This is a genomic window from Pseudarthrobacter cellobiosi, assembly GCF_023913755.1.
In the GTDB taxonomy this organism is placed as follows: Bacteria; Actinomycetota; Actinomycetes; order Actinomycetales; family Micrococcaceae; genus Arthrobacter; species Arthrobacter cellobiosi.
Map to the genome: position 1 here is coordinate 24,901 of NZ_JAMXBJ010000049.1, position 21,685 is coordinate 46,585.

Annotated in this window: 14 protein-coding genes; 2 read left to right on the forward strand and 12 right to left on the reverse strand. The window is 65.7% G+C overall.

Annotated features, from left to right (window positions below):
* Positions 1 to 7: 7 nt before the first annotated feature.
* The 7 genes from NG696_RS16040 to NG696_RS16070 form a co-directional block, all read right to left on the reverse strand.
* A complete protein-coding gene (locus tag NG696_RS16040) occupies positions 8 to 4,114 on the reverse strand; it encodes an AAA family ATPase (RefSeq protein WP_252576135.1) in 4,107 nt (1,368 codons plus the stop codon).
* A 129-nt stretch (positions 4,115 to 4,243) separates the two neighbouring features.
* Complete coding sequence (gene guaA / locus NG696_RS16045) at positions 4,244 to 5,833, reverse strand: glutamine-hydrolyzing GMP synthase (RefSeq protein ID WP_252576136.1); 1,590 nt, start codon at positions 5,831 to 5,833, stop codon at positions 4,244 to 4,246.
* Positions 5,834 to 5,933: 100 nt separating this feature from the next.
* Positions 5,934 to 6,440 (reverse strand): DUF3817 domain-containing protein, encoded by a 507-nt coding sequence (locus NG696_RS16050; RefSeq protein ID WP_252576137.1) that lies wholly within the window; start codon positions 6,438 to 6,440, stop codon positions 5,934 to 5,936.
* The gene (locus NG696_RS16055; protein WP_252576138.1) at positions 6,437 to 7,288 is read right to left on the reverse strand and encodes an SURF1 family protein; all 852 of its coding nucleotides are present in this window, start codon (positions 7,286 to 7,288) and stop codon (positions 6,437 to 6,439) included. Before NG696_RS16055 ends, NG696_RS16050 begins: the two co-directional genes overlap by 4 nt.
* A 120-nt stretch (positions 7,289 to 7,408) precedes the next feature.
* Positions 7,409 to 7,897, reverse strand: coding sequence for a PTS sugar transporter subunit IIA (locus tag NG696_RS16060; protein ID WP_058931803.1), 489 nt, complete (start codon positions 7,895 to 7,897; stop codon positions 7,409 to 7,411).
* Between the two features lie 45 nt (positions 7,898 to 7,942).
* Positions 7,943 to 9,682 carry a glycerol-3-phosphate dehydrogenase/oxidase gene (locus tag NG696_RS16065; RefSeq protein WP_252567528.1) on the reverse strand — a complete coding sequence of 580 codons (1,740 nt, stop codon included), beginning with the start codon at positions 9,680 to 9,682 and terminating at the stop codon, positions 7,943 to 7,945.
* Positions 9,683 to 9,814: 132 nt separating this feature from the next.
* On the reverse strand, positions 9,815 to 10,951 hold the full coding sequence (locus tag NG696_RS16070) for a GuaB3 family IMP dehydrogenase-related protein (RefSeq protein WP_111908417.1): 1,137 nt from the start codon (positions 10,949 to 10,951) through the stop codon (positions 9,815 to 9,817).
* 222 nt (positions 10,952 to 11,173) lie between these two features.
* Here NG696_RS16070 and NG696_RS16075 point away from each other — a divergent pair, with 222 nt between their 5' ends.
* Entirely contained in the window at positions 11,174 to 13,087 is a 1,914-nt protein-coding gene (locus tag NG696_RS16075; protein ID WP_252576139.1) for a S8 family peptidase, read from the forward strand.
* Positions 13,088 to 13,181: 94 nt separating this feature from the next.
* Here NG696_RS16075 and NG696_RS16080 read toward each other — a convergent pair whose 3' ends face one another.
* From NG696_RS16080 to NG696_RS16090, 3 genes are all read right to left on the reverse strand, one after another.
* Entirely contained in the window at positions 13,182 to 15,041 is a 1,860-nt protein-coding gene (locus tag NG696_RS16080) for an ABC transporter ATP-binding protein (protein WP_252576140.1), read from the reverse strand.
* 197 nt (positions 15,042 to 15,238) lie between these two features.
* A complete protein-coding gene (gene guaB, locus NG696_RS16085) occupies positions 15,239 to 16,750 on the reverse strand; it encodes an IMP dehydrogenase (RefSeq protein WP_252576141.1) in 1,512 nt (503 codons plus the stop codon).
* A 288-nt stretch (positions 16,751 to 17,038) separates the two neighbouring features.
* Positions 17,039 to 19,081 carry an acyltransferase family protein gene (locus NG696_RS16090; protein ID WP_252567669.1) on the reverse strand — a complete coding sequence of 681 codons (2,043 nt, stop codon included), beginning with the start codon at positions 19,079 to 19,081 and terminating at the stop codon, positions 17,039 to 17,041.
* Positions 19,082 to 19,258: 177 nt separating this feature from the next.
* On the opposite strand from NG696_RS16090, the gene NG696_RS16095 reads away from it, so the two are divergent.
* Positions 19,259 to 20,227 carry a DUF389 domain-containing protein gene (locus tag NG696_RS16095; RefSeq protein ID WP_252567536.1) on the forward strand — a complete coding sequence of 323 codons (969 nt, stop codon included), beginning with the start codon at positions 19,259 to 19,261 and terminating at the stop codon, positions 20,225 to 20,227.
* Here the strand turns inward: NG696_RS16095 and NG696_RS16100 are convergent.
* The gene (locus tag NG696_RS16100) at positions 20,196 to 21,302 is read right to left on the reverse strand and encodes a flavin-containing monooxygenase (RefSeq protein WP_252576142.1); all 1,107 of its coding nucleotides are present in this window, start codon (positions 21,300 to 21,302) and stop codon (positions 20,196 to 20,198) included. The genes NG696_RS16095 and NG696_RS16100 overlap by 32 nt on opposite strands.
* Entirely contained in the window at positions 21,299 to 21,637 is a 339-nt protein-coding gene (locus NG696_RS16105; protein ID WP_252567540.1) for a hypothetical protein, read from the reverse strand. Before NG696_RS16105 ends, NG696_RS16100 begins: the two co-directional genes overlap by 4 nt.
* Positions 21,638 to 21,685: the final 48 nt, after the last annotated feature.

The window sequence follows — 21,685 nt, forward strand, 5'->3', positions numbered from 1 at the left end:
CTGAAGGTCAGCCCCAGTGCGGCGGCTTGTTTTCCTTCAACCATGCGTCGTGATCGTTGTCGGGGCCATCGCCCCAGCGCTTCGGGTCATCCTCCGCAGCCTTGTTGGGCAGGATGCCCGCAGTCCCTGGCAGCTGGCGGTCCGGCACACCGGCCCTCCCGTTTCCTGCGTCATCTGCCTGGTCGTTACCGTGTGTGTCGGCCTGATCGGCGTTCCGTGGGGTCACAACAACCGCCTCCTCACTGGCCAGGCGTCCGGCCTGGTCTTCGTTCCTGTCGTTTCCTACGTTCCCCAGCGCGAGCGGGTCCATGTCCTCATCAAAGAATCCGCCCGAGGCCGTGCCCCGTCCAGGCGGCAGAACATTCTCAAGGCCCAGGTAACCCGCGATCCGGTCCGCGCAGGCGGACGGGTCCGTGAAGACTTCGATGGTCCACAGCGGCATGTACCGCCAGCCCATCCGTTCCAGCAGCTGCGGACGGAGCCGGCTCCGCTCACGGACACTCATGGTGCGGTACTGCTCCGTGCCATCCGATTCGATGGCCACCGGCCGCGGAATCTCGGCGTCGTCCTGACCCATGGTGCTGAGCGGGTCTGCTGCGGCCACTACGTCAATCACGCCGTCGTACTGGTGCCAGACGCGGGCGCCGCGGGCACGCAGCCGATCACCAAGATCGGCGACGAGGGGATCGGCTCCAAGCGCCTGCTCACTAGCGGCGGCACGCGAGGCCGGGGTGCCGAGGTCGGTTTTTCCCGCAATTTCGCGGTTGAGGAGCTCATAGAAGTCCACCGCGCCGTAGGACAGCCGCGTGTGATCGAGGTCTTCGGGCTGGAAACACGTCAGGACGTGGAGCGAACGCCGGGCACGTGTCATGGCCAAAGCGAATTTTTCCCGCCCGCCCTCAGCGGACAGGGGTCCGAAGTTGTGCAGCGCCCGGCCGTGCGGAGTGCGGCCGAACCCGGGTGAGAAGATCACGTGGTCACGGACCAGGCCCTGCGCCCGCTCAAGGTCAACCACCCGGAACGACTCGGACCCTGCGCTGAAGAAGCTGGCCAGCCCCGGGTGGTTCGGGAGCTGAAGACGAATGGACTCACCGATCCGGGCAGCATGGCGCAGGCTGGCGGTGACCACTGCCAGCGATGTGCGCGGCCGCGTCCGGGCGTGCTCAAAGACCAGCTGCACCACGCGGTTAACCTCGGCCACCACGGATTCGACGCCTTCGTGGTCGGCGCTGGGCAGCCCGGTGCCGTCGGGCAGGTACTCCACCAGGAGCGCCCTGTCCAGCCCCGTGGCCGACTGTCCCTCCGGGAGCCTGCGGAGGGCGCCATCGTAAGAGTTCTTGCTCAGCTGCAGGACCAGGTCCTCGTCAACCGCGCGGTAGACAAAATTCAACCGCCAGACAGGCAGGATCGCAGACAGCGCCGAATACGAGCTTTCGACGCGCTGGTGGGTGGCTTCACCGGCCGCCAGCCGCTCGACACCCACAGTGAAAGTCCGGGGGCTGGCAATCTTGGCATCACCGAAAGCTATGACCTGCCGGGCGCGGGCGATGGCGGGCAGGACGGCCTGCAGCGACGTCGCTTCGGCGTCCAGGATGACCACTGCGTCGAAGCGCTGTTCGGCCGGCAGGAGCCCGGTCATGAGGTAGGGGCTGACCGACCAGACCGGCACCAACATGGGGACCAGCTCGGCGGCCTGGGCCGTCAACGCAGCGAGTGTGACCCGGCCGTCCTTGAGCAGGCTCCTGAGGAGCTGGGCCTGGCGCGGGTGTTCCGCAAGCGCGGCCCGCCACCGTTCGGACAGGTCCCAGCGCAGGCGCGCCGCGCCGCTGGCAATATGGGCGTTGTCCGCGAGCCGGTATTCGGCCTCCAGCTGCCGGAGTGCGTCCCCGTCAGACATGGCCAGGTAATCGTCGCCGCTGATCATGGCTTCCAGCGCGGACTGCCACCAGGCCAGCTCAAGCTCGGCTGCGACGGACTCTGCGGGAACCTCCCGCTCCGCAAGATCGGCCAGGAGCTCCCCCAGGCCGTGCTCGCGCATGTTTTCGACGAGCAACGTGCGCTCGGGCAGCGTTTTCAGCGTGTGGGTGTCGGCCACGAGCCGCTTCAGCCGCTCCATGAGTTCCTCATAGCGGGCCGTTGCCAGCGAGCCGCTGGCCTGCGTGTGCCGGAGCGCTTCCCCCAACTGGGTCAGCTCCCGGTCCAGCGACCGGTACATCACGTTCATTTCGGCAAGGCCCGAGGGGACGGCCGGGTGGCGCTGCGAGGTGGCGTACCCGGCCCAGAGGGCACGCTGGTCCTGCACCAGCACCAGCGAACTGTGGAGATCGGTGATGTGGACGCCCGGGCGGACGTACTCCTTGGCGACGCGGCGCAGGCGGGAACGCTGCATGGAAGCCATGTCGACGTTGCGTTCCCGGCGCCAGACGGAGGACGCCGTGGCGGAGATGAGATCGTTGACCGGCCTGTCGAAGATGTCCGGTGTGAACTTATCGAGGCTTTCGCGGACAGCCATGAGGAGTTCGAGCTGCTCCCCCCACTCCGAGAAAGACGTGCCAAGCCGGATTTCGGCATGTTCGGCCACGCTGTTCATCCGGTCGCGCAGGACAGGCAGGTTCTTCGCCACCGACCGGGCGAGTTCCTGGGCCTCCTCGGTCTCCTTGCGGGTGAGCAACCGGGCGCCGTGCCACGGGCTGGTGGTGGAGGCGCGGCTGAAGCTGCCAAGCTCGGCAGCACGGCGAAGCCTGCCGGCGAGCTCGTTGCGGTCACGGATGCTGTCCAGCACACTGCGCTTGAGCCGCACGGTGGTAGCGGGGGCGGGGTGGATGGAGGTCAGCTCGGCCAGTGACTGCATGGCCTGATACGGCGAGCAGCCCCAGCGCTGGCGCACGTTATGCAGGGACGCCACGTGGTCCATCAGCGCATGCCGGTGCTCGGTGAGGGTCCGGTGGAGGTTCCCCAGCTGCGGTTCGAGTGATTTTTCGTTCCGTACGATGGCCCGCACCAGCTGGGCCTTGAGCTGCTGTGGTGTGGCTGTGCCGGAGAGCTGGAACAGGATGGATTCAAGGCCAAGCGATTCCAGTTGCGCCGATACTTCGTTCAGGCTGGCCCGGCGGTCACCCACCACCAGGACTGACCGCCCAGCGTCCACCAAGGCACCGATGGTGTTGATGGCCGTCTGCGTCTGCCCCGTGCCCGGCGGGCTGCTGACCACAAGGGAGTCTCCCGCGCGGGCGGCATCAATGACGTACTGCTGGTCCGGATCGGCGTCGAGGAGGAGGAGTTCGTCGTCCGGGTGGCGCGCGTCCACACTCGGGAAACGGGCGGGGTCCGGCGCGGGTACCTCTATGACTTCACCGCCGGCCGCCTTGGCCAGGGCGGCCACCAGCGGGTTGCCCTCATTGATCCAGGGATCGTCCAGGTTGCCGGAGAGGTCCGCAAAAGTGGACACCAGCAAATTGTGCTGGGCTTCAGCGCCATGGATGGGCCGGATGAGGGTTGCGAGCCTGTCCAGGACAGGCTGGGGATCGAAGCGTGCGGTGCTGTACGCGAGGCGTGTCACGGCGTTGACGTCAAAAACAATGCCATGGATGGTCTTAAGGTGCCGGACCAGGGCCGGGTTGATATTGGCCTGCTCGGTGAGCTGCAGTTCGTAGTCGTCCTCACCCGGGCGGACCGTGAGCGAGATTGCCGTGAGCATCACCGGCGCGGAAACCCGCTGGGGTTTGCCGCCAACAGCGGAGGTCCACACAACGGTGCCAGCGGAAAGGTAACCGGCATCTATGCCACGGTCATTTCCGAGTTCGAAGATTTTCGAGCGGATGTTCCGCGATGCCCGGGCCGCGACGACGTACTGCTGGTGGTCGCGGATGAGTGTGGACAACCGTGTGCGGCGGCCGGCCATGAGCTGGGCCAGACCTGACGGGTGCGCATGGGTCAGGTCAATGGAACCTTCGGGGGTCTTCGTGAAACGCAGCATGGTGTCTGCCCCGGTGACGGGTTTAAGCCCGGACAGCCATTTTCCGAGCTCCTCAGAACCCTCCGCGTGGCCTTGACCAACTGACACTACTGCCTTCTTTTCTGCGTTTGCACGTGACGCCCTGGACCATACCGGCATACTTTCGAGCGTAGCCGCAAAGGAGCCGGGATGAGAGACCGCAACACTGGATCAGGCCAAATTGCGGCGGATTTCAACGGAGGATAGCAATGGCCGGCCTCCGCTGACGGAGACCGGCCACTCACACTGCTATTCCCACTCGATGGTTCCGGGCGGCTTGCTGGTCACGTCCAGCACCACCCGGTTGACGCCTTCCACCTCGTTGGTGATCCGGTTCGAAATCCGGGCCAGGAGATCGTACGGCAGGCGGGACCAGTCCGCCGTCATGGCGTCCTCGGACGAAACGGGGCGGAGCACAATCGGGTGGCCGTAGGTGCGGCCGTCACCCATGACGCCCACACTGCGGACGTCGGCCAGCAGGACCACAGGCATCTGCCATACCTCGTTGTCCAGCCCGGCCGCGGTCAGTTCCGCACGAGCAATGGCGTCCGCCTTGCGGAGCAGGTCCAGGCGCTCCTGGGTGATATCGCCGACGATGCGGATTCCCAAGCCGGGGCCGGGGAACGGCTGGCGGCCGACGATTTCCTGCGGCAGGCCCAGCTGGGCGCCCACGGCGCGGACCTCGTCCTTGAACAGTGCCCGGAGCGGTTCCACCAGTTCGAACTGCAGGTCCTCGGGAAGGCCACCGACATTGTGGTGACTCTTGATGTTCGCAGCACCTTCCCCGCCGCCGGATTCGACGACGTCCGGGTACAGCGTGCCCTGGACCAGGAACTTGATCTTCTCGCCATGGGCCGCGGCCTCGGCGATGATGGCCAGCTCAGCCTCTTCGAACGCGCGGATGAACTCGCGGCCGATGATCTTGCGCTTGGTTTCCGGATCGCTGACGCCGGCCAGGGCGGACAGGAAGCGCTCCTGCTCGTTGGCTACATATAGCTTGACGCCCGTGGCAGCAACGAAGTCGCGTTCCACCTGCTCGGCTTCGCCTTCGCGCAGCAGGCCGTGGTCAACGAACACACAGGTCAGCTGGTCGCCGACGGCCCGCTGGACGAGCGCCGCTGCAACTGCAGAGTCAACGCCGCCGGAGAGCCCGCAGATAACGCGGGCGTCGCCGATCTGCTTACGGATCCGGTCCACCTGCTCCTCGAGGATGTTCCCCGTGGTCCAGTTGGGCTCCAGCTTTGCGCCCTTGAACAGGAAGTTTTCCAGCACCTGCTGGCCATAGGCCGAGTGCTTGACCTCGGGGTGCCACTGCACGCCGTAGAGGGCCTTCTCTTCGTTGGCGAAGGCAGCCACTTCAGCGCCGGCCGTCGTCGCCAGCACTTCGAAGCCTTCGGGGGCCTGGTGCACGGAGTCGCCGTGGCTCATCCAAGTGTTCTGGTGCTGCGGCATCCCCTCGAGGACAGAGCGGCCCTCGCCGAGGATGGTGGTCTGGGTGGAGCCGTACTCGCGCAGGCCGGTCTTGTCGACCTTCCCGCCCAGGGCGTTGGCCATGGCCTGGAAGCCGTAGCAGATGCCGAAGACCGGGATTCCGGCCTCAAAGAGGTCGGCGCCGACGGCGGGCGCCCCGTCCGCGTAAACACTGGAGGGGCCACCTGAAAGGATGATGGCGGCGGGGTCCTTGGCCAGGAGCTGCTCGGTGGTGAAGGTATGCGGAACCACTTCCGAATACACATTCGCTTCCCGGACGCGGCGGGCAATCAGCTGCGCGTACTGGGCACCGTAGTCAACAACCAGCACCGGCTTCTGGGAAGTCTGGGATGCAGTGGGAGTAGTCACCGTACTAGCCTACTTTGCGCGGTTGCCCCGCCGCACATTCAGGACCGTGGGTGTGACGCAGCGAACGTCCGACGGCGGGACTCCCCCACCGCTGCAGCGTTCAGTACCGCTGTGCGGCCTGCGGGTTCGCGGCCAGTTCGGCTTCCACCTCGGCGTGCAACTTCTTCTCCACCACGAAGGACAGGAACGGCACCACGCCGCCCAGGGCCAGGAGGATGAGCTTCATGAACGGCCACCGCATCAGCGTCCAGAGGCGGAAGTTGGAGATCAGGTACACCACGTACATCCAGCCGTGGACGATCAGCACGGCGACGGAGATGTTCGCGCCGCCCAACACGCCCTTGGGCTCGGCGTCGGCGAATCCCAGGCCGAACGGCTGGCCCGTGACGGCGCTGGTGCCACCGGCAAACAGGTACTGGCCAAAGGCGTATCGTGCGATGAGCTCGGCGCAAAGCAGCAGCAGCATGGCGCCGGTGAGGTACGCCAGCACCTTGTAGAACTTCAGGGCGGAACGGATCTGCCCTTCGGTACCGCCGAAGCGGCGCTTCTTGCCCTTGCCCTTGCCCTGCGCAGGATCCTGCTGGACGGCCGGTTTCGGTTCGATCATGGCTTTACCTTTTGTTGGAGCTGTTCAGAAGTTGCTGGGGTGGGGAGTGCATCATGGTGAGGATCGTCGTCGAGTTCCTCTTCGAGGTCCCGCCGGTAGTCGTCCTTGACCAGGCGCCACCAGATAAACAGGGCGAACCCGGCGAACACCACCCATTCGAGCGAGTAGAAGAGATTAAGCCAGTTGACCTGCTGCGCGGGCGGCTGGGGGCCGATTTCCAGGGGTTTCAAAGCACCGTCAACCGCTGCGGCGGATAAGTCGGACCCGGCCGCCAGTTCGGAAGCTGCGGCCACGAATCCCGGGTACATGCTGACGTCCCAGTAGTTGATGAGTTCGGCAACAGACACGGCGGAGGCCCGTCCGGGTTCCGGTGCGATGGAAGGCATCGGCGATTCTGACGGCAGCAGCCGTCCGGTCAGATTCACCATGCCCGACGGCGGTGCGCCGGCGTCGTCGGGATCCGCCACCCAGCCGCGGGCTACTGGAATCCAGGTCTCGGGTGAAGCAGCGACGCCGGTGACCAGGGGCGCTCCGGTCACGGCGAAGGCGGAAACCACCCAGTAGCCGTTCTCGCCATTCTTCAGGCGGCCTGGCACCAGGACCTGCTTGGCGGGATCGTAGGTTCCGTCAGCGGAGACCATCTGGTCTGACACTGAACCGGGAAAGTAGGCTCCGGGCTCGAGCGTTTCCGTCAGGACCCTGACCTCTTCGGTGGCGGGATTCACCGCTACCTCGGGCTGCGTGGACCGACCGAACTGCCACTGGCTGAGCAGGACAAACACCCCGGAGACTACGATCGCGAAGACCATGCCTGCGATCCACCGGGGCTTAAGGGCTGTTTTCCACACGTGTTAACCGTACTTCGTTCCTCTGTAGAACAACTAAACGACCAGGTACGTCCCGGCCTTGGAGTGGGGCAGCAGGGTCCCTACGTGGCGACGGAGTCGACACGAAAAGGCCTGCCCCACTCAATGGTCGAAGAACACCAGGCTGGAGTTGATGAGCTCGGCGATGACTTCGGCATCGTAGGCCCGCCGCAACGACTCCCGGAAGGACTCCTTGGACAGGGAGCGGGCCAAGGTGGCCAGGACTTCCAGGTGATCGGAAAACGAGCTTGCAGGGGTGGCGATCAGCAGGATGACGGTGGCCGGACCGTCGGCGGCACCGAAGTCCAGCGAGTGGCCGTACTTGGTGATTCCCACGGCGATGGAGGTCCGCGAGACGAATTCGCTGCGGGCGTGCGGGAGACCGATCCCGCCGGGCAGGCCGGTGGCGAGCTGGTGTTCGCGGGCATTGACGTGTTCCAGAAACCGCGGCAGGTCCGTGACCCGCCCGGAGGCGAAGAGGCGTTCTGCGAGTTGCGCCGCGGCGTCCGACTTGTCCGTTGCCTCCAACTCCAGAATCACCAATTCGGAGGTGGTGAGATCGGCATCGTACCGGTCAAGTGGTTCCGCCAAGGCGTGTCCCTTCAGTCAGGAGAATTGCTGGTGTGCGGTGTCGCCTCAGCGCAAAGGGACGATGTCCTCCACGCCCAGCCGTGCGGCGTCGGCGGATTCGTCATCAGGCTGCTGCTGGCTCAGCCGTTCAGCTTCAACGCGTGCAATGTAGTGCTTTATTTCGCTTTCGCGCTGTACATCGCTCCAGCCAAGGACTTCGCCCATAAGTTTAGCGACAACCGGCACCGCCGACACGCCACGGTCCCAGGCTTCGATGGAGATGCGCGTCCGCCGGGTCAGGACGTCATGGACATGTCGGGCGCCCTCATGGCTTGCGGCGTAGACGGCTTCGGCCTGCAGGTAGTCGTCAGCACCGGGCAACGGCTCAGCCAATTCAGGATTCCGGGCGATGATGTCCAGCACCTCCGGAGTCATGGACCCGTAACGGTTGAGCAGGTGCTCTACCCGGGCCACATGCACGCCGGACTCTTCAGCGGTGCGACTCCGGCGGTTCCAGGCCGCCTTGAAGCCGCTGGCGCCCAGCAGCGGAATAGTTTCGGTGCAGCTCGCAGGGACCCGCTCATCCATGGTGCGGGTGGCCTCGTCCACGGCGTCCTTGGCCATAACTCGGTAGGTGGTCCATTTGCCGCCTGCCACCACCACCAGGCCCGGTACCGGGTGGGCCACGATGTGTTCACGGGACAGTTTCGCCGTGGAATCGTTCTCCCCTGCCAGGAGCGGGCGCAGTCCGGCGTAGACGCCTTCAACGTCCTCCCTGGTCAGCGGGCGTTTCAGGACCCGGTTGACGTGCTCGAGGATGTAGTCGATGTCCTTGCTGGAGGCCGCCGGGTGGGCCTTGTCGAGGTTCCAGTCGGTGTCTGTGGTGCCGATGATCCAGTGCCGGCCCCACGGAATGACGAACAGCACGGACTTTTCCGTGCGCAGGATCAGCCCAACCGTGGACTGGAACCGGTCGCGGGGCACTACGAGGTGGATGCCCTTGGACGCCCGGACCTTCAGCTGCCCGCGGTCAGTGACCATGGCCTGGGTTTCATCGGTCCACACGCCGGTGGCGTTGATGACCTGTTTGGCTTTGATGTTGAATTGCGAACCGTCTTCGTGGTTGACCACTTTGGCCCCCACCACGCGTTCGCCTTCACGCAGGAAATCCACCACCGCCATCTGGTTCATCGCATGGGCGCCGTAGTGCACCGCCGTCCGGACGAGGTTTGCCACGTACTTGGCGTCATCCACCTGGCCGTCGTAGTAGCGGATGGAGCCCACAAAGGCGTCTTTTTTCAGGCTGGGGGCGGCCCTGAGGGTGCCCCGCCTGGTGAGGTGTTTGTGGAACGGCACGCCACGGCTGTGCCCGCCGGTAATGGACATGGCGTCGTACAGGGCGATCCCGGCGCCCACATAGGGCCGTTCGAAGAACGGTTTGGTCAGCGGATACAGGAACGGCACAGGCCGGGCCAGGTGCGGGGCCAGGACCGAAAGAATCAGGCCACGTTCGTGCAGCGCTTCCTTAACCAGCCCGAAATCCAGCATCTCCAGGTAGCGGAGGCCGCCGTGAATCAGCTTGGATGACCGGGACGACGTGCCGGCTGCCCAGTCGCTCGCCTCCACGATCCCCACACTCAGGCCGCGGGTCACGGCGTCCAGCGCCGCACCGGCACCGACGATGCCTCCGCCGACAATCAGGATGTCCAGCTCGTTGCCCGGCACGGACGTGGCCCGGAGCCTGGCGATCGATGCTTCCCTGGCCGCAGGCCCCAGGACCCCGCCTTCGTTTGGAACAGTGTTCACGGAACGCCTCCCTTGCCGCTGCTGCCGGTAGTAGATCCACACTACTTCTTTGCCGCACTGTTGGGCAGGGCGGGTTCAGCGAGGTAGGCGCTTCCGCTGACGTCACCGGCGCCGGCCGCTCGTCAGAGGCTGTCAGTTACCTGTGTACGGAGAAACCACGACGTCGACGCGCTGGAATTCCTTCAGGTCCGAATAGCCGGTGGTCGCCATCGAACGGCGGAGTGCGCCGATCAGGTTGGAAGTGCCGTTGGTGTGGTGGCCGGGTCCGAAAAGAACCTCTTCGAGCGGTCCGACGGTGCCGACGTTGGCGCGGTCACCGCGGGGAAGCTCCAGGTGGTGGGCCTCCTGGCCCCAGTGCCAGCCCTTGCCGGGTGCTTCTTCGGCCCGGGCGAGGGCGCTGCCCAGCATCACGGCGTCGGCGCCCATGGCAATTGCCTTGACGATGTCACCCGAGGTGCCCATGCCGCCGTCGGCAATTACATGGACGTACCGTCCGCCGGATTCATCCATGTAGTCACGGCGGGCGGCCGCGACGTCGGAGATGGCGGAGGCCATGGGCGAGTGGATGCCCAGGGCGCGCCGCGTGGTGGCGGTGGCACCGCCGCCGAAGCCGACCAGGACGCCGGCGGCTCCGGTGCGCATCAGGTGCAGGGCGGGCGTGTAGCCGGCCGCGCCGCCCACAATCACGGGGACGTCCAGTTCGTAGATGAACTGCTTGAGGTTCAGGGGTTCGTGGTCTTTCGAGACGTGCTCGGCTGACACAGTGGTCCCGCGGATCACAAAGATGTCGACGCCGGCAGCCACCACGGTCTTGTAGTGTTCCTGGGTGCGCTGCGGGGTCAGCGAGCCGGCCACCGTCACGCCGGCGGCGCGGATCTCCGCCAGGCGGGACGTGATCAGTTCCGGCTGGATGGGAGCGCGGTACAGCTCCTGCATACGGCCGGTCACCGCGGGGCTGTTGACCTCATCCTGGAGGGCACCGATCTCGTCAAGGATGGGCTGCGGGTCCTCGTAGCGGGTCCAGAGGCCCTCAAGGTCCAGCACGCCGAGCCCGCCCAGCCGGCCCAAGGCGATGGCCGTCTCCGGGGACATGGCCGAATCCATCGGAGCGGCAATCACGGGCATGTCGAACTTGTAGGCATCGATTTGCCAGGAAACGGATACGTCCTTGGGGTCGCGGGTACGACGGTTGGGGATAATCGCAATGTCATCCAGGGAGTAGGCACGACGCCCACGCTTGCCACGGCCAATCTCGATCTCGTAAGTCACGTGACCACTTTACTTGACCACACGGGATGCGGTGGGGCGCCTCCTCTTGGGTTCATCCTGAAACTGATAGTCCACACTTTATTGACATGTTTTGTCAACCATTTACAAGTTTTGAAAATACCTTTATGTTTACTCTCGGTTACCACCTGATCCACCACGTGACCACCCATCATTCCCCTTCATACGGGCCACACCTGTGCCCGTTCCGAGAAAGAAGCCCCTATGGGACGTTCATCAATCAGGCGCCACCGCATCCTGGCCCTGTCGCTCGCCGCAGCAGTCGGCACCCTGGCCTTCGCCAGTTCGCCGGTCTTCGCCACCCCCGGTGACGGCACTGCAGCCGGGCCGGCCGCTGTCCAAGGCACTGCGGTGCACGACGTGGCCGCCGGAGAGGCCTACACGAAGTTCATCGTCGAATTCAAGGAGACCACGGCGAACGCCACCCCAAACGGCCGCGCCAATGCCTGGGGCAAGGCAGCCAAGTCACAGGGCGTGAAGGTGCAGGAACTCCGCACCCTGGCCACCGGCGGAACGCTGATCGAGGCGGACAGGGCCCTTTCCGGGCAGGCTGCCGAAGACTTCATGGCCGAGATTGCGGCGTCCGGATCGGTCGACTACGTGGAACCTGACGCCCGCATGACGGTGGCTCTCACGCCCAACGACCCACGCTATGGCGAGCAGTGGGATTTCACTGGCACCAACGGCATGCGGGTCCCAGGGGCTTGGGACGTTGCCACCGGCACAGGTGTGACGGTGGCCGTGATCGACACCGGAATCACGGCCCATCCGGATCTCGACGCGAATGTGCTGCCGGGCTACGACTTCGTCTCCGACGCCACGGCAGCGCGTGACGGCAACGGACGGGACGCGAATGCGCAGGACCAGGGCGACTGGTACGCCGCCGGCGAGTGCGGCCAGTCGACAGCCGGCAACAGCTCTTGGCACGGCACGCACGTCGCCGGCACCGTTGCAGCCGTGACCGGCAATGCCACCGGCGTGGCGGGCGTCGCACCAAACGCCAAAGTGGTGCCGGTACGCGTCCTGGCCAAATGCGGCGGGTCACTGTCCGACATTGCCGATGCGATTATCTGGTCAGCCGGCGGCACCGTCTCGGGCATCCCGGCCAACGCCAATCCCGCCACGGTCATCAACATGAGCCTGGGCGGGTCCGGTGCCTGCGGCAGCACGTACCAGGCAGCCATCAACTCCGCAGTTTCGCGGGGAGCCACCGTGGTGGTGGCGGCCGGCAACAGCAACCAGGATGCTTCCGGATTCCGCCCGGCCAACTGCAACAGCGTTGTGAGCGTGGCCGCCAGCAACCCGAGCGGCAGCCTCTCCTACTACTCCAACTACGGCTCCACGGTTGACCTGACCGCACCCGGCGGCGACGTCCGTGTAGCAGGCGGCGGAATCCTCTCCACTATCAACACCGGTACCTCCACACCGGGCTCCGCCGGCTACGCCAGCTACCAGGGAACGTCCATGGCAGCTCCGCACGTGGCCGGGCTGGCCGCACTCATGAAGTCCAAATCGTCCACGCTTACCCCGGCCCAGGTGGAGTCCACGCTCAAGCAGGGAACCCGGCCAATGCCGGGCGGCTGCACCACGGGCTGCGGCACAGGGCTCTCGGACGCCACCAAGACCATGGGCCTACTGGGCGGGGCCACTCCCCCTCCGTCCGGCAACCTGCTGCTGAACCCGGGCTTCGAATCGGGCGCAGCCTCCTGGACCTCTGACCACGCCGACACGGTCGAGACCGGAACGAACGCCCGGACCGGTTCCGGCTTCGCCGGCCTCAACGGCTGGGGCCAGGCAACGTCCTACATGCTCGACCAGGCGTTTGCAGTCCCGTCCACGGTGGCCACCGCGTCGCTGTCCTTCTACCTGAAAGTGCAGTCGGACGAGACCACCTCCAGCGCGGCCTATGACACCCTGAGGGTTCAGGCGGTCAGCAACGGTGTGACCACCACGCTGGCCACTTACTCCAATCTCAACGAGTCCGCCGGCTATCTGCAGAAGCAGCTGGACCTCTCCGCCTACAAGGGCAAGAGCGTGACCCTGCGCTTCCTGGGTGTTGAGGACTCGTCGCTGGCGACGTACTTCTACCTCGACGACACAGCGGTGACCACCTCTTAGCCTCGGGGCCGCACGAATCCGGGACCGCCGGCCACGCCTTGCAGCGCGGCCGGCGGTTCCTGCGTGGAGTGGGTGACACTACGCCCTGTCGTCGTCAGACGCCCTCGGCCTCCTCCACCGTCAGCTGGGATTCGAACATCCTGAAGTAGCGGCCCCGCAGCGCCACCAGTTCCTTGTGAGTGCCCTGTTCCACAATCTGCCCGTCCTCGAGCATGTAGACAATGTCGGCCTTCTCAATGGTGGCAAGCCGGTGGCTGATGGCAATGATGGTGCTGCTGCGGTCCGTGAAAAGCCGGGTGAAGATCCGGTGCTCGGCCAGCGCGTCGATAGCGGACGTCGGCTCGTCCATCACCATGAAGGTGACGTTGCGGTAGAAATTCCGGGCCATCGCGAGCCGCTGCCACTGGCCGCCGGAGAGCCCGCTCCCCTTACGGCCGCGCGGATCCTCCATCCAGTTACTGACGTAGTTGTCCAGGCCGTTGGGCAGCTTGTTGATGAACTCCAACGCTTCGGCGTCGCTGGCTGCCTGGCGGATCCGTTCGTCGTCACGGGGCGAGTCCACGTCGCCAAAGCGGATGTTGTCGGCAGCTGTGGCAAATTCGTACTTGAGGAATTCCTGGCTCAGGACGGCCAGGTGGCGGTGCCAGGACTTAACGTCGACGGCGGCGAGGTCGACGCCGTCCAGCATTACCTGCCCGGAATCCGGGCGGTAGAGGCCGGCGAGGATCCGGATCAGCGTGGACTTCCCCGCCCCGTTCTCACCTACGACGGCGATGTGCTGGCCTTCGCGGATGGTAATACTGATGCCGCGGATCACCTCGGTGTCGCTGCCCGTGTAGGTGAAGCGGATGTCCCGCAGCTCCACGGTTTTGGGTGCCTGGAGCAGCGGCGGCGAATGGTCCGAATGCACCGGCATTGCCATGAACAGCTCGTAGTCCTTGAGGTTGGCGAGATCCTCGTCGATCGAGCTGAGGGAGGACACCAGGCTGTTGGCTGTGGAAAGTGCACGGCTGACGATCTGCTGGACATAGAGGAACTGGCCAACGGGCTGGGCACGGGCGATGATCTGGCCCACCACCCAGATCAGGGAGATCACCTCGGCGCCATACTGCAGGGCGTCGGCGGCGAGCTGCTTGGGGATGTAGCGCTTCTGGAAGTCCAGGCGGCGCCGCTCATCAGCATCGCGCAGCCGGGAACGGAGGTCCATCAGGTAGCCCACGATCCCATAGAGCCGCATTTCGGCGATGTGCTGAGGGCGGAGCAGGTTGGTTTCGATCATCCGCCGTTGCCGGCGGGAGTCCACCTGGGTGTTCCAGTGGGAGATCTGTTCGCGCGAGAGTTTGAACTGCAGGTAGACGCTGGGCACGATCGCCACTAGGACAATCAAGGCGATCCACCAGCTGACCAGAAGCAGGGCTCCCACGGCCAGGATCACGGAGACCAACTGGGTGAAGATGGCCGCGATCCGGTCCAGCACACGGGCATAGGAATCAGAAAACCGTTTGGCCCGGTCGTAGAGGTCCACGGTTTGCTTATCGTCGTAGCGCCAGAACTCCAGCGCCAGGAAGCGCTCGTACATCTGGTCGCCCACGATTGCGCCCACCTTGAAGCTCATGAGCTGCTGGATGTAGCGGTCCACGCTGCTGAAGCCGCCCCAGAATAGCCCAAGGGCAGCCGTGATGATGACGTACACAATGGCCTGTTGGCCTGCTGCGGAATCTCCGGCGTAGGCAGCCGCCAGCGCAGTGGTGGTCAGCGCTGCGAAGTACGTGGTCACCAAAGGCAGCGTCGCCGAAATGAGCGAACCGACTACTTTCATAACGACGGCGGCGGGCGAGGCCCGGAAGCTGACCCGCAGCACCTGCGCCACGGCCCGGGCGTAGGGCCTCAGTGCCAACCGCCGCTGAGGGTCCTTTTTTGGGTTCAGTTCGGCGGGATGGCGTGGTTGGGACATGGATTCAGCCTAGTTCCACCGGTGGGCCCACGGCGCCCGGGTTCCCTGGCCGCAGCGAAGCAAGGTCAGGGAGGCGCCGGGTGGGCCCACGCCGGCAGGGTTCCCTGGCCGTGGAGCCGCTGCGGCGAGGGCCCCAGCCCGAGCTTGCGAGGGCAGGGAACCGCTGCGGACTTGCGAGGCGAGGGTGCCGGTGGGGATTAGCGCGAACCGTAGTTCGGGGCCTCCACGGTCATCTGGATGTCGTGCGGGTGCGATTCCTTGAGGCCGGCCGGCGTGATGCGGACGAACTTGCCGCGGGCCTTGAGCTCCGGGATGGTGGGGGCGCCGGTGTAGAACATGGTCTGGCGGAGGCCGCCGACCAGTTGGTAAGCCACTGAGGCGAGCGGACCGCGGTAGGCGACGCGGCCTTCGATGCCCTCGGGGATGAGCTTGTCGTCGCCGGAGACGTCTGCCTGGAAGTAGCGGTCCTTGGAGTAGGACGTGTTCTTGCCGCGGGACTGCATGGCGCCCAGCGAGCCCATGCCGCGGTAGCTCTTGAACTGCTTGCCGTTCACGAAGATCAGCTCGCCCGGGGACTCATCGCAACCTGCGAGGAGGGAACCCAGCATCACGGTGTCGGCGCCGGCAACCAGCGCCTTGCCGATGTCGCCCGAGTACTGCAGGCCGCCGTCGGCGATCAACGGTACGCCGGCCGGGATGGCTGCCTTGGCGGACTCGTAAATGGCGGTGATCTGCGGGACACCCACGCCGGCCACCACGCGGGTGGTGCAGATGGAGCCGGGGCCCACGCCCACCTTGATGCCGTCGGCGCCGGCGTCGATCAGTGCCTGGGCGCCTTCGCGGGTGGCAGCCTGGCCGCCGATGATGTCCACGTGCGCTGCTACGGGATCGGACTTCAGGCGGCGGATCATGTCCAGCACGCCCTGGGAATGGCCGTTGGCCGTGTCAACGAACAGTGCGTCAACGCCGGCGTCGACCAGTGCCATGGCGCGTTCCCAGCCGTCACCGAAGAAGCCGATGGCGGCACCGACGCGGAGCCGGCCCTCATCGTCCTTGGTGGCCAGCGGGTACTGCTCGGCCTTGGTGAAGTCCTTGGTGGTGATGAGGCCCTTGAGCCGGCCCTGCTCGTCAACGAGCGGAAGCTTTTCGATCTTGTTTGTGGCCAGCTTGTGGGAGGCTTCCTCACGGCTGATGCCAACATGCCCGGTGATCAGCGGCATCTTGGTCATCACGTCGCTGACCAGCCGCAGCGGGAAGTCGGCTTCGGGCACAAAGCGGGTGTCGCGGTTGGTGACAATACCGAGGAGCCGCATGCCCTCGTCCACAACGGGGAGGCCGGAGACCCGGTACTGCGAGCAGATCTCGTCCAGTTCCGCCAGCGTTGCCTCAGGGCCAATGGTCAGCGGGTTGGTGATCATCCCGGACTCGCTGCGCTTTACGCGGTCCACCTGGTCGGCCTGGTCCTGGATGGACAGGTTGCGGTGGATGACGCCCAGGCCGCCCTGGCGTGCCATGGCAATCGCCATCCGGGATTCGGTGACCGTGTCCATGGCGGCGGACAGCAGCGGCGTGTGAACGGTGATCCGCTTGGAAATCCGCGAAGACGTGTCAGCCTCGGACGGGATAACGTCCGTGTGGCCCGGAAGGAGCAGGACGTCGTCGTAGGTCAGGCCGATGAAGCCGAAAGGATTGTGCTCGGGCTGGGTCATGAGTGCGCCTCTTACCTTGGTTATGGGTTCACGGGTAGGGGTTGCAGCTAATGACCAGCCCGTCATTACGGGACTGGTCCGTGCAGGGCCTTAGTACATGCGGGTGCCTCATGCGCGGTCACCGCGCAGAAAGCTTTGAGTAAATATTAGAACCTCGACGCGGATCCCCCTATTCCGGGAGTCCATTGTGAGCAACGGCACGGATGCCCACCCGATCCCTGACCTCGCAAGTCCGCACCGGCTCCACAGCCAGGGAACCCTGCGGGCGTGGGCCCTACTGCCGAGGAGTCAGTTCCAGCCCGTCACCGCCAGCATCCGCTCCTCAAACATGGGAATCATGCTTTCCACGTAGGTCCGGCTGAGGTGGTTGTCGTCCTTGTACACGTAAACGTTGCCCACCACGGCCGGGCAGATACCGCCGGCGCAGATGAAGTCGCTCAGGTCCATCAGGTGCAGCCCCTCCACCTTCCCGCGGTAGCTCTCCAACGGTGACGGCTCCACCAGGGATTCGTTCAGCGGCGGGTTGCACGCCGGGGCGTCCGCACTGTGGCGCTGGACGCACTCGGGCATGTTGATGGTGAAACGTGGGTTGTCCCGGATGCCGACGATCTCGATGCCGGCATCCGCGATGGGCTGGATGCCTTCGAGGTACGCCGGCACCTCGGTCTCGAACGGGGCTTCCTCATGGGTCAGGGTGGCTACGGTGAAGACGGCATCCGGCCGGTGTTCCAGCACGTACGCTGCGCTGGCCCGGTTGTAGGCGTTGCACTCGGCGTTCCGGGTCTCGGATTCGGCCCCGAACCGGCAGGCCGGCATCAGCAGGGTGACCAGCTCCCAGCCGCGGGCTTCCGCGATGGGTGCCAAGGCGGCCAGATACTGCTGGGCATGGGAATCGCCCAGCACAACGATCCGTTTGGTGGGTTCGCCTCCGGGGAGGGCCTGCCGACAACCTTCAAGGACAGGGTCCTCGGTGGCATTCGCTCCCGTACAGGCCTGGTGGATTCCGGCCCAGTCGTTGTCCAGGGCGGTGGGACCAGGAATGATCCTGCCCTGCGGTGCCGGTGCTCCGACGTTACCCGGGGTCAGCAGGGCGGCTCCCGGCGTCAGCTCGCGGGGCTGGGCGGCGGTGGCGGCTTCCTCCGCGGTGAGGCTCGTCTGCAAAACCGCCACGGGTCCGGCCAGCAGGGCGCAGCAGGCAACCACGACGACGGCGGTGCGCCAGGTGCGCACCTGCGGCCAGCGCCATTCCCGCAGGGGTTTTTCCACAAAGCGGGTGGTGAGGACGGCCAGGACCACCGAGGCGGCGATGATCGCGGCGCCCTGGATGAGGTTGGGTGCCTCAACGCCGGTAGCGGCCAGCGCAAGCACCAGGACGGGCCAGTGCCACAAATAGAGGGCGTAGGAGTTGTCCCCCAGGGAAACCAGCGGCTTCCAGCTCAGGAGGCGGTCCACACCAAACCGGCTCCCGCTCTGCCCGGCCACAATGATCGCCGCGGCAGCCAGCGTGGGCCACAGTGCCACGAATCCGGGGAACGCCCTGTCCACGGTCAGCAGCAGACCACAGGAGACCATGGCCGCCAGGCCGGCCCAGCCGAGCACCACACGCAGGTACTTCCCGGGCTTCAGGTGCGGCAGGCCAAGTGCCAGCAGCGAGCCCAGCGCGAATTCCCAGAGCCGCGTCCGGGTGTCGAAGTAGGCGTACGACTGATTGGTGGCCGTCTGGTCAATCGAAAACGCGAGCGAGGCAACCAGGATGCCGGCGAACGCGACTGCCACCACGGCCCGGTAGCTGGCGTTGAACCGGTGCCGGAGGAGCCGCCACACAACAGCGGAAGCGGCGAAGACGAGAGGCCACAGGATAAAGACCTGTCCTTGGATGGACAATGACCAGAAGTGCTGCAGGGGGCTCGCCGCGGCGTGGTCCTGGGCGTAGTAGTCCACGGCGGTGTCCGCCAGCAGCCAGTTCTGCCGGTACAGCAGCGCCGCCCAGGCCTGGTCCAGGATGACGGGCCAGCGGCCTTGCGGGAGGACCAACCACGTGCCTGCCAGGACCCCGAGGATCACCACGACGGCGGCCGGCAGCAGCCGCTTGAAGAGGTGCAGCCAGTGCCGGAGGAGATTGAGGGACGCGCCGGCCTCCACCTTCCGGACGAAGGACAGCGTCAGCAGGAAGGCCGAGATCAGGAGGAAGATATCCACCCCGCCCGACACCCGGCCAAGCCACACATGGTAGGTCACCACCATCAGGACGGCGAGCGCGCGTAGGCCTTGGACTTCGGGACGGAAGGTCGGTTTCCGGGCAGGCTTCCGCTCGCCGGTCTTTGCGTCCAGCGCAGTGCGCGGAGCAGCCTCGGCTGGTGCACTGGACACAGAGGACCTCTCCAAGCGGGTAAGCAAAGCATCAAGCCTACGGAGCCGCACGGCCGATGGCCAATCAGCGGCCACCTTCGAGCCCCGTCGGAGCGTGCCACAAACTATGCTGGCCACAGGCCAGCGAAGGGAGACCACGTGATTGTCCAGCTGCGGATCTGTGTGCCCAGTGAACTGTCGGCAGTGACGCTGGACGCTTGCAAGGAGCACACGGGAACCGCCGAGGTAGCGCTCTTTCCGGGAGCATCCGTGTCGCCGCCGGGCGACGTCATCGACGTCCAGGTTGCCAGGGAAGCGGTGGAGGAACTGCTTGAGAAACTCCACGTCCTGAAGGCGCAGGAGGTGGGATCCATTGCCATCTCCATGCCGGAACTCGTCCTGTCCCGGCGCGCGGACAAAGCGGAGGCGTCTGCCCCCGGAGACGGCGCAGACGCCTTGATCTGGGACGAGGTCACCCGTCAGACGGGCGAGGACTCCCGGCTCACGTGGAGCTACCTTGCCTTCCTGATACTGGCCACGCAGCTCGCCGCCATCGGCATCGTGACGAATTCCACCATTGCCATCGTGGGGGCGATGGCCGTGGGGCCGGAGTTCGGCCCCCTGGCAGCGCTGGCAGTGGCCTTGGCCCGGCGCCAGTGGGCACTCGGGCGGCGTGCTGCCCTGGCGCTTGGTGTGGGATTCCCGCTGGCCATGCTGCTGGCGGCCTTGACCACGTGGGTCTCCGCGGCACTGGGCCTCTTCGCGGACAACACCCTGGACACAGGGTCTGCGGTGGAGTTCATCTACCACCCGGGACCCTATTCCTTGATCGTGGCCGTGCTGGCCGGCACGGCGGGCATGCTGTCCGTCATCAGCCGGCGGTCGGCGGCACTCATCGGTGTCTTCATCTCCGTGACCACAGTTCCTGCTGCCGGGTTTGTGGCCGTGGCGCTCGTGCTCGGCGAGTTTGAGAAGGCAACGGGATCGGCCCTGCAGCTGGCGCTCAACCTGATGGGCATCGTGGCGGCGGCAGTTCTGGTGCTGGTCTTCTACCGGTTGGTTTCCCGGCGCTTGCCCGAAGCCGCCGCCCGGCGCCTCAGGTGGCAGCTGACGCGGACTCGCGGGTGACTGGAACCGGGATCCTGCCGGCCAGGTACCGGGCGTCACGGCTGGCACCCGGAAGGGTTGCCGACGCAGCCGCGTACATGAATTCCTGGCCCAGGAAGAACAGTCCAGGGGTATCCAGTGCCACGCCGCGCCGCTGCCTGGGCAGCGCGCCGCCGTCGAGCATTACCGGATCCATCCAGCCGAAGTCATCCCGGAACCCGGTGCACCAGATCACGTTTGAAACTTCCAGCCGGGTCCCGTCCGCGAGGACCGGCAGCCCGTTCTCCACCCCGGCAATCCGCGGCACGAGCCGGACGCCTGCGGCGGCCAGGTCCTTGGACTTCGTCCTGATCAGGGGCGCCGCGTGTGCTTTGAAGGACGGTGCCGCTTTGCGGCCGATCGGGTTGTTGAGGGTGAGGACGTGGAGCCCGACGAACCGCACCACCGGCAGGAAGTAACGGGCCGCCGTCCGGCCATGCTTCACGGGAATTTCACCGCCGGGCTTGCCGGCAAGGACAGTGGGATGGCTGCGGGACACTTCCAGGCCGATCTCTGCTCCGGAGTTCCCCAGTCCCACAACCAGGACCGGGCCCTCCTGCAGTTGCTCCAGGTTGCGGTACTCACTGGAATGCAACTGGACGACGGCGGGCTCCAGTTCCGCAGCGAAACCCGGTACCTTGGGCGCTTGGCTGCAGCCGGTGGCCACCACCACGTTGTGCGCCTCCCAGCGCCGGCCGTTGGATGCTGCGATGAAGCGGCCATCCTCCCGCCACAGGTGTTCGATCCGTGCCCCGTTGAGGACGGGCAGGTCGAATCGTGCGGCGTAGCCCTCAAGGTATCCAGCCACGTCGTCCTTAGTGGGGAAGGACAGCGGGTCAGCGGGGAACGGAATGCCGGGGAGTCCGTCGTACTTTGCCGGCGTAAAGACCCGTAGCGAATCCCACCGCTTGCGCCAGGCGTCACCGAGTCTTGGATTCGCGTCCAGGATCAGGAACGTCCGGTTTTGCTCTTTCAGGTAGTGGCCCAGGGCAAGGCCTGCTTGCCCGCCACCGATGATCAGGGTGTCCAGTGTGCCGGTCACGCCGTTGTTATTCATGGCTGCTCTCCTTTGTTTTCCATGGGGATGGTGATGGCTGAACCTTCCGTGGGCTGGCTGTCCGGCTGGCCCTGTCCGCCTTCCCGGTACCGGAGCCACCATGCCAGCATCAGCGCGGATGCCAGGAGATAGGCCAGGTGCAGGGCCCAGATGGGTCCGGCGGGGAGGTTGAAGACGTAGACGGAGTGGACTGCGTTGGCAATATTGGTCAGCAACAGGTTCCCGAGGCTGTAGGACGCCAGGTTCTTCGTCCGGACTGCCTTGACCAGCATCGGCAGCATTCCGGCGGCGAACAGCACCGTCGAAAGTGTGCCGGCAAGGACTGGAAGGTTCATGCTTTGAGGCTATGGCCGCGCCCCTGGTGTCCGCGTCGGCCAAATCAT

Excerpts from the sequence above, each read along its gene's own strand:
- NG696_RS16040 (WP_252576135.1), bottom strand. The coding sequence starts at position 4,114 with ATGCCGGTATGGTCCAGGGCGTCACGTGCAAACGCAGAAAAGAAGGCA.
- NG696_RS16050 (WP_252576137.1), bottom strand. The coding sequence starts at position 6,440 with ATGATCGAACCGAAACCGGCCGTCCAGCAGGATCCTGCGCAGGGCAAG.
- NG696_RS16075 (WP_252576139.1), top strand. The coding sequence starts at position 11,174 with ATGGGACGTTCATCAATCAGGCGCCACCGCATCCTGGCCCTGTCGCTC.
- NG696_RS16080 (WP_252576140.1), bottom strand. The coding sequence starts at position 15,041 with ATGTCCCAACCACGCCATCCCGCCGAACTGAACCCAAAAAAGGACCCT.
- guaB (WP_252576141.1), bottom strand. The coding sequence starts at position 16,750 with ATGACCCAGCCCGAGCACAATCCTTTCGGCTTCATCGGCCTGACCTAC.
- NG696_RS16100 (WP_252576142.1), bottom strand. The coding sequence starts at position 21,302 with ATGAATAACAACGGCGTGACCGGCACACTGGACACCCTGATCATCGGT.
- NG696_RS16105 (WP_252567540.1), bottom strand. The coding sequence starts at position 21,637 with ATGAACCTTCCAGTCCTTGCCGGCACACTTTCGACGGTGCTGTTCGCC.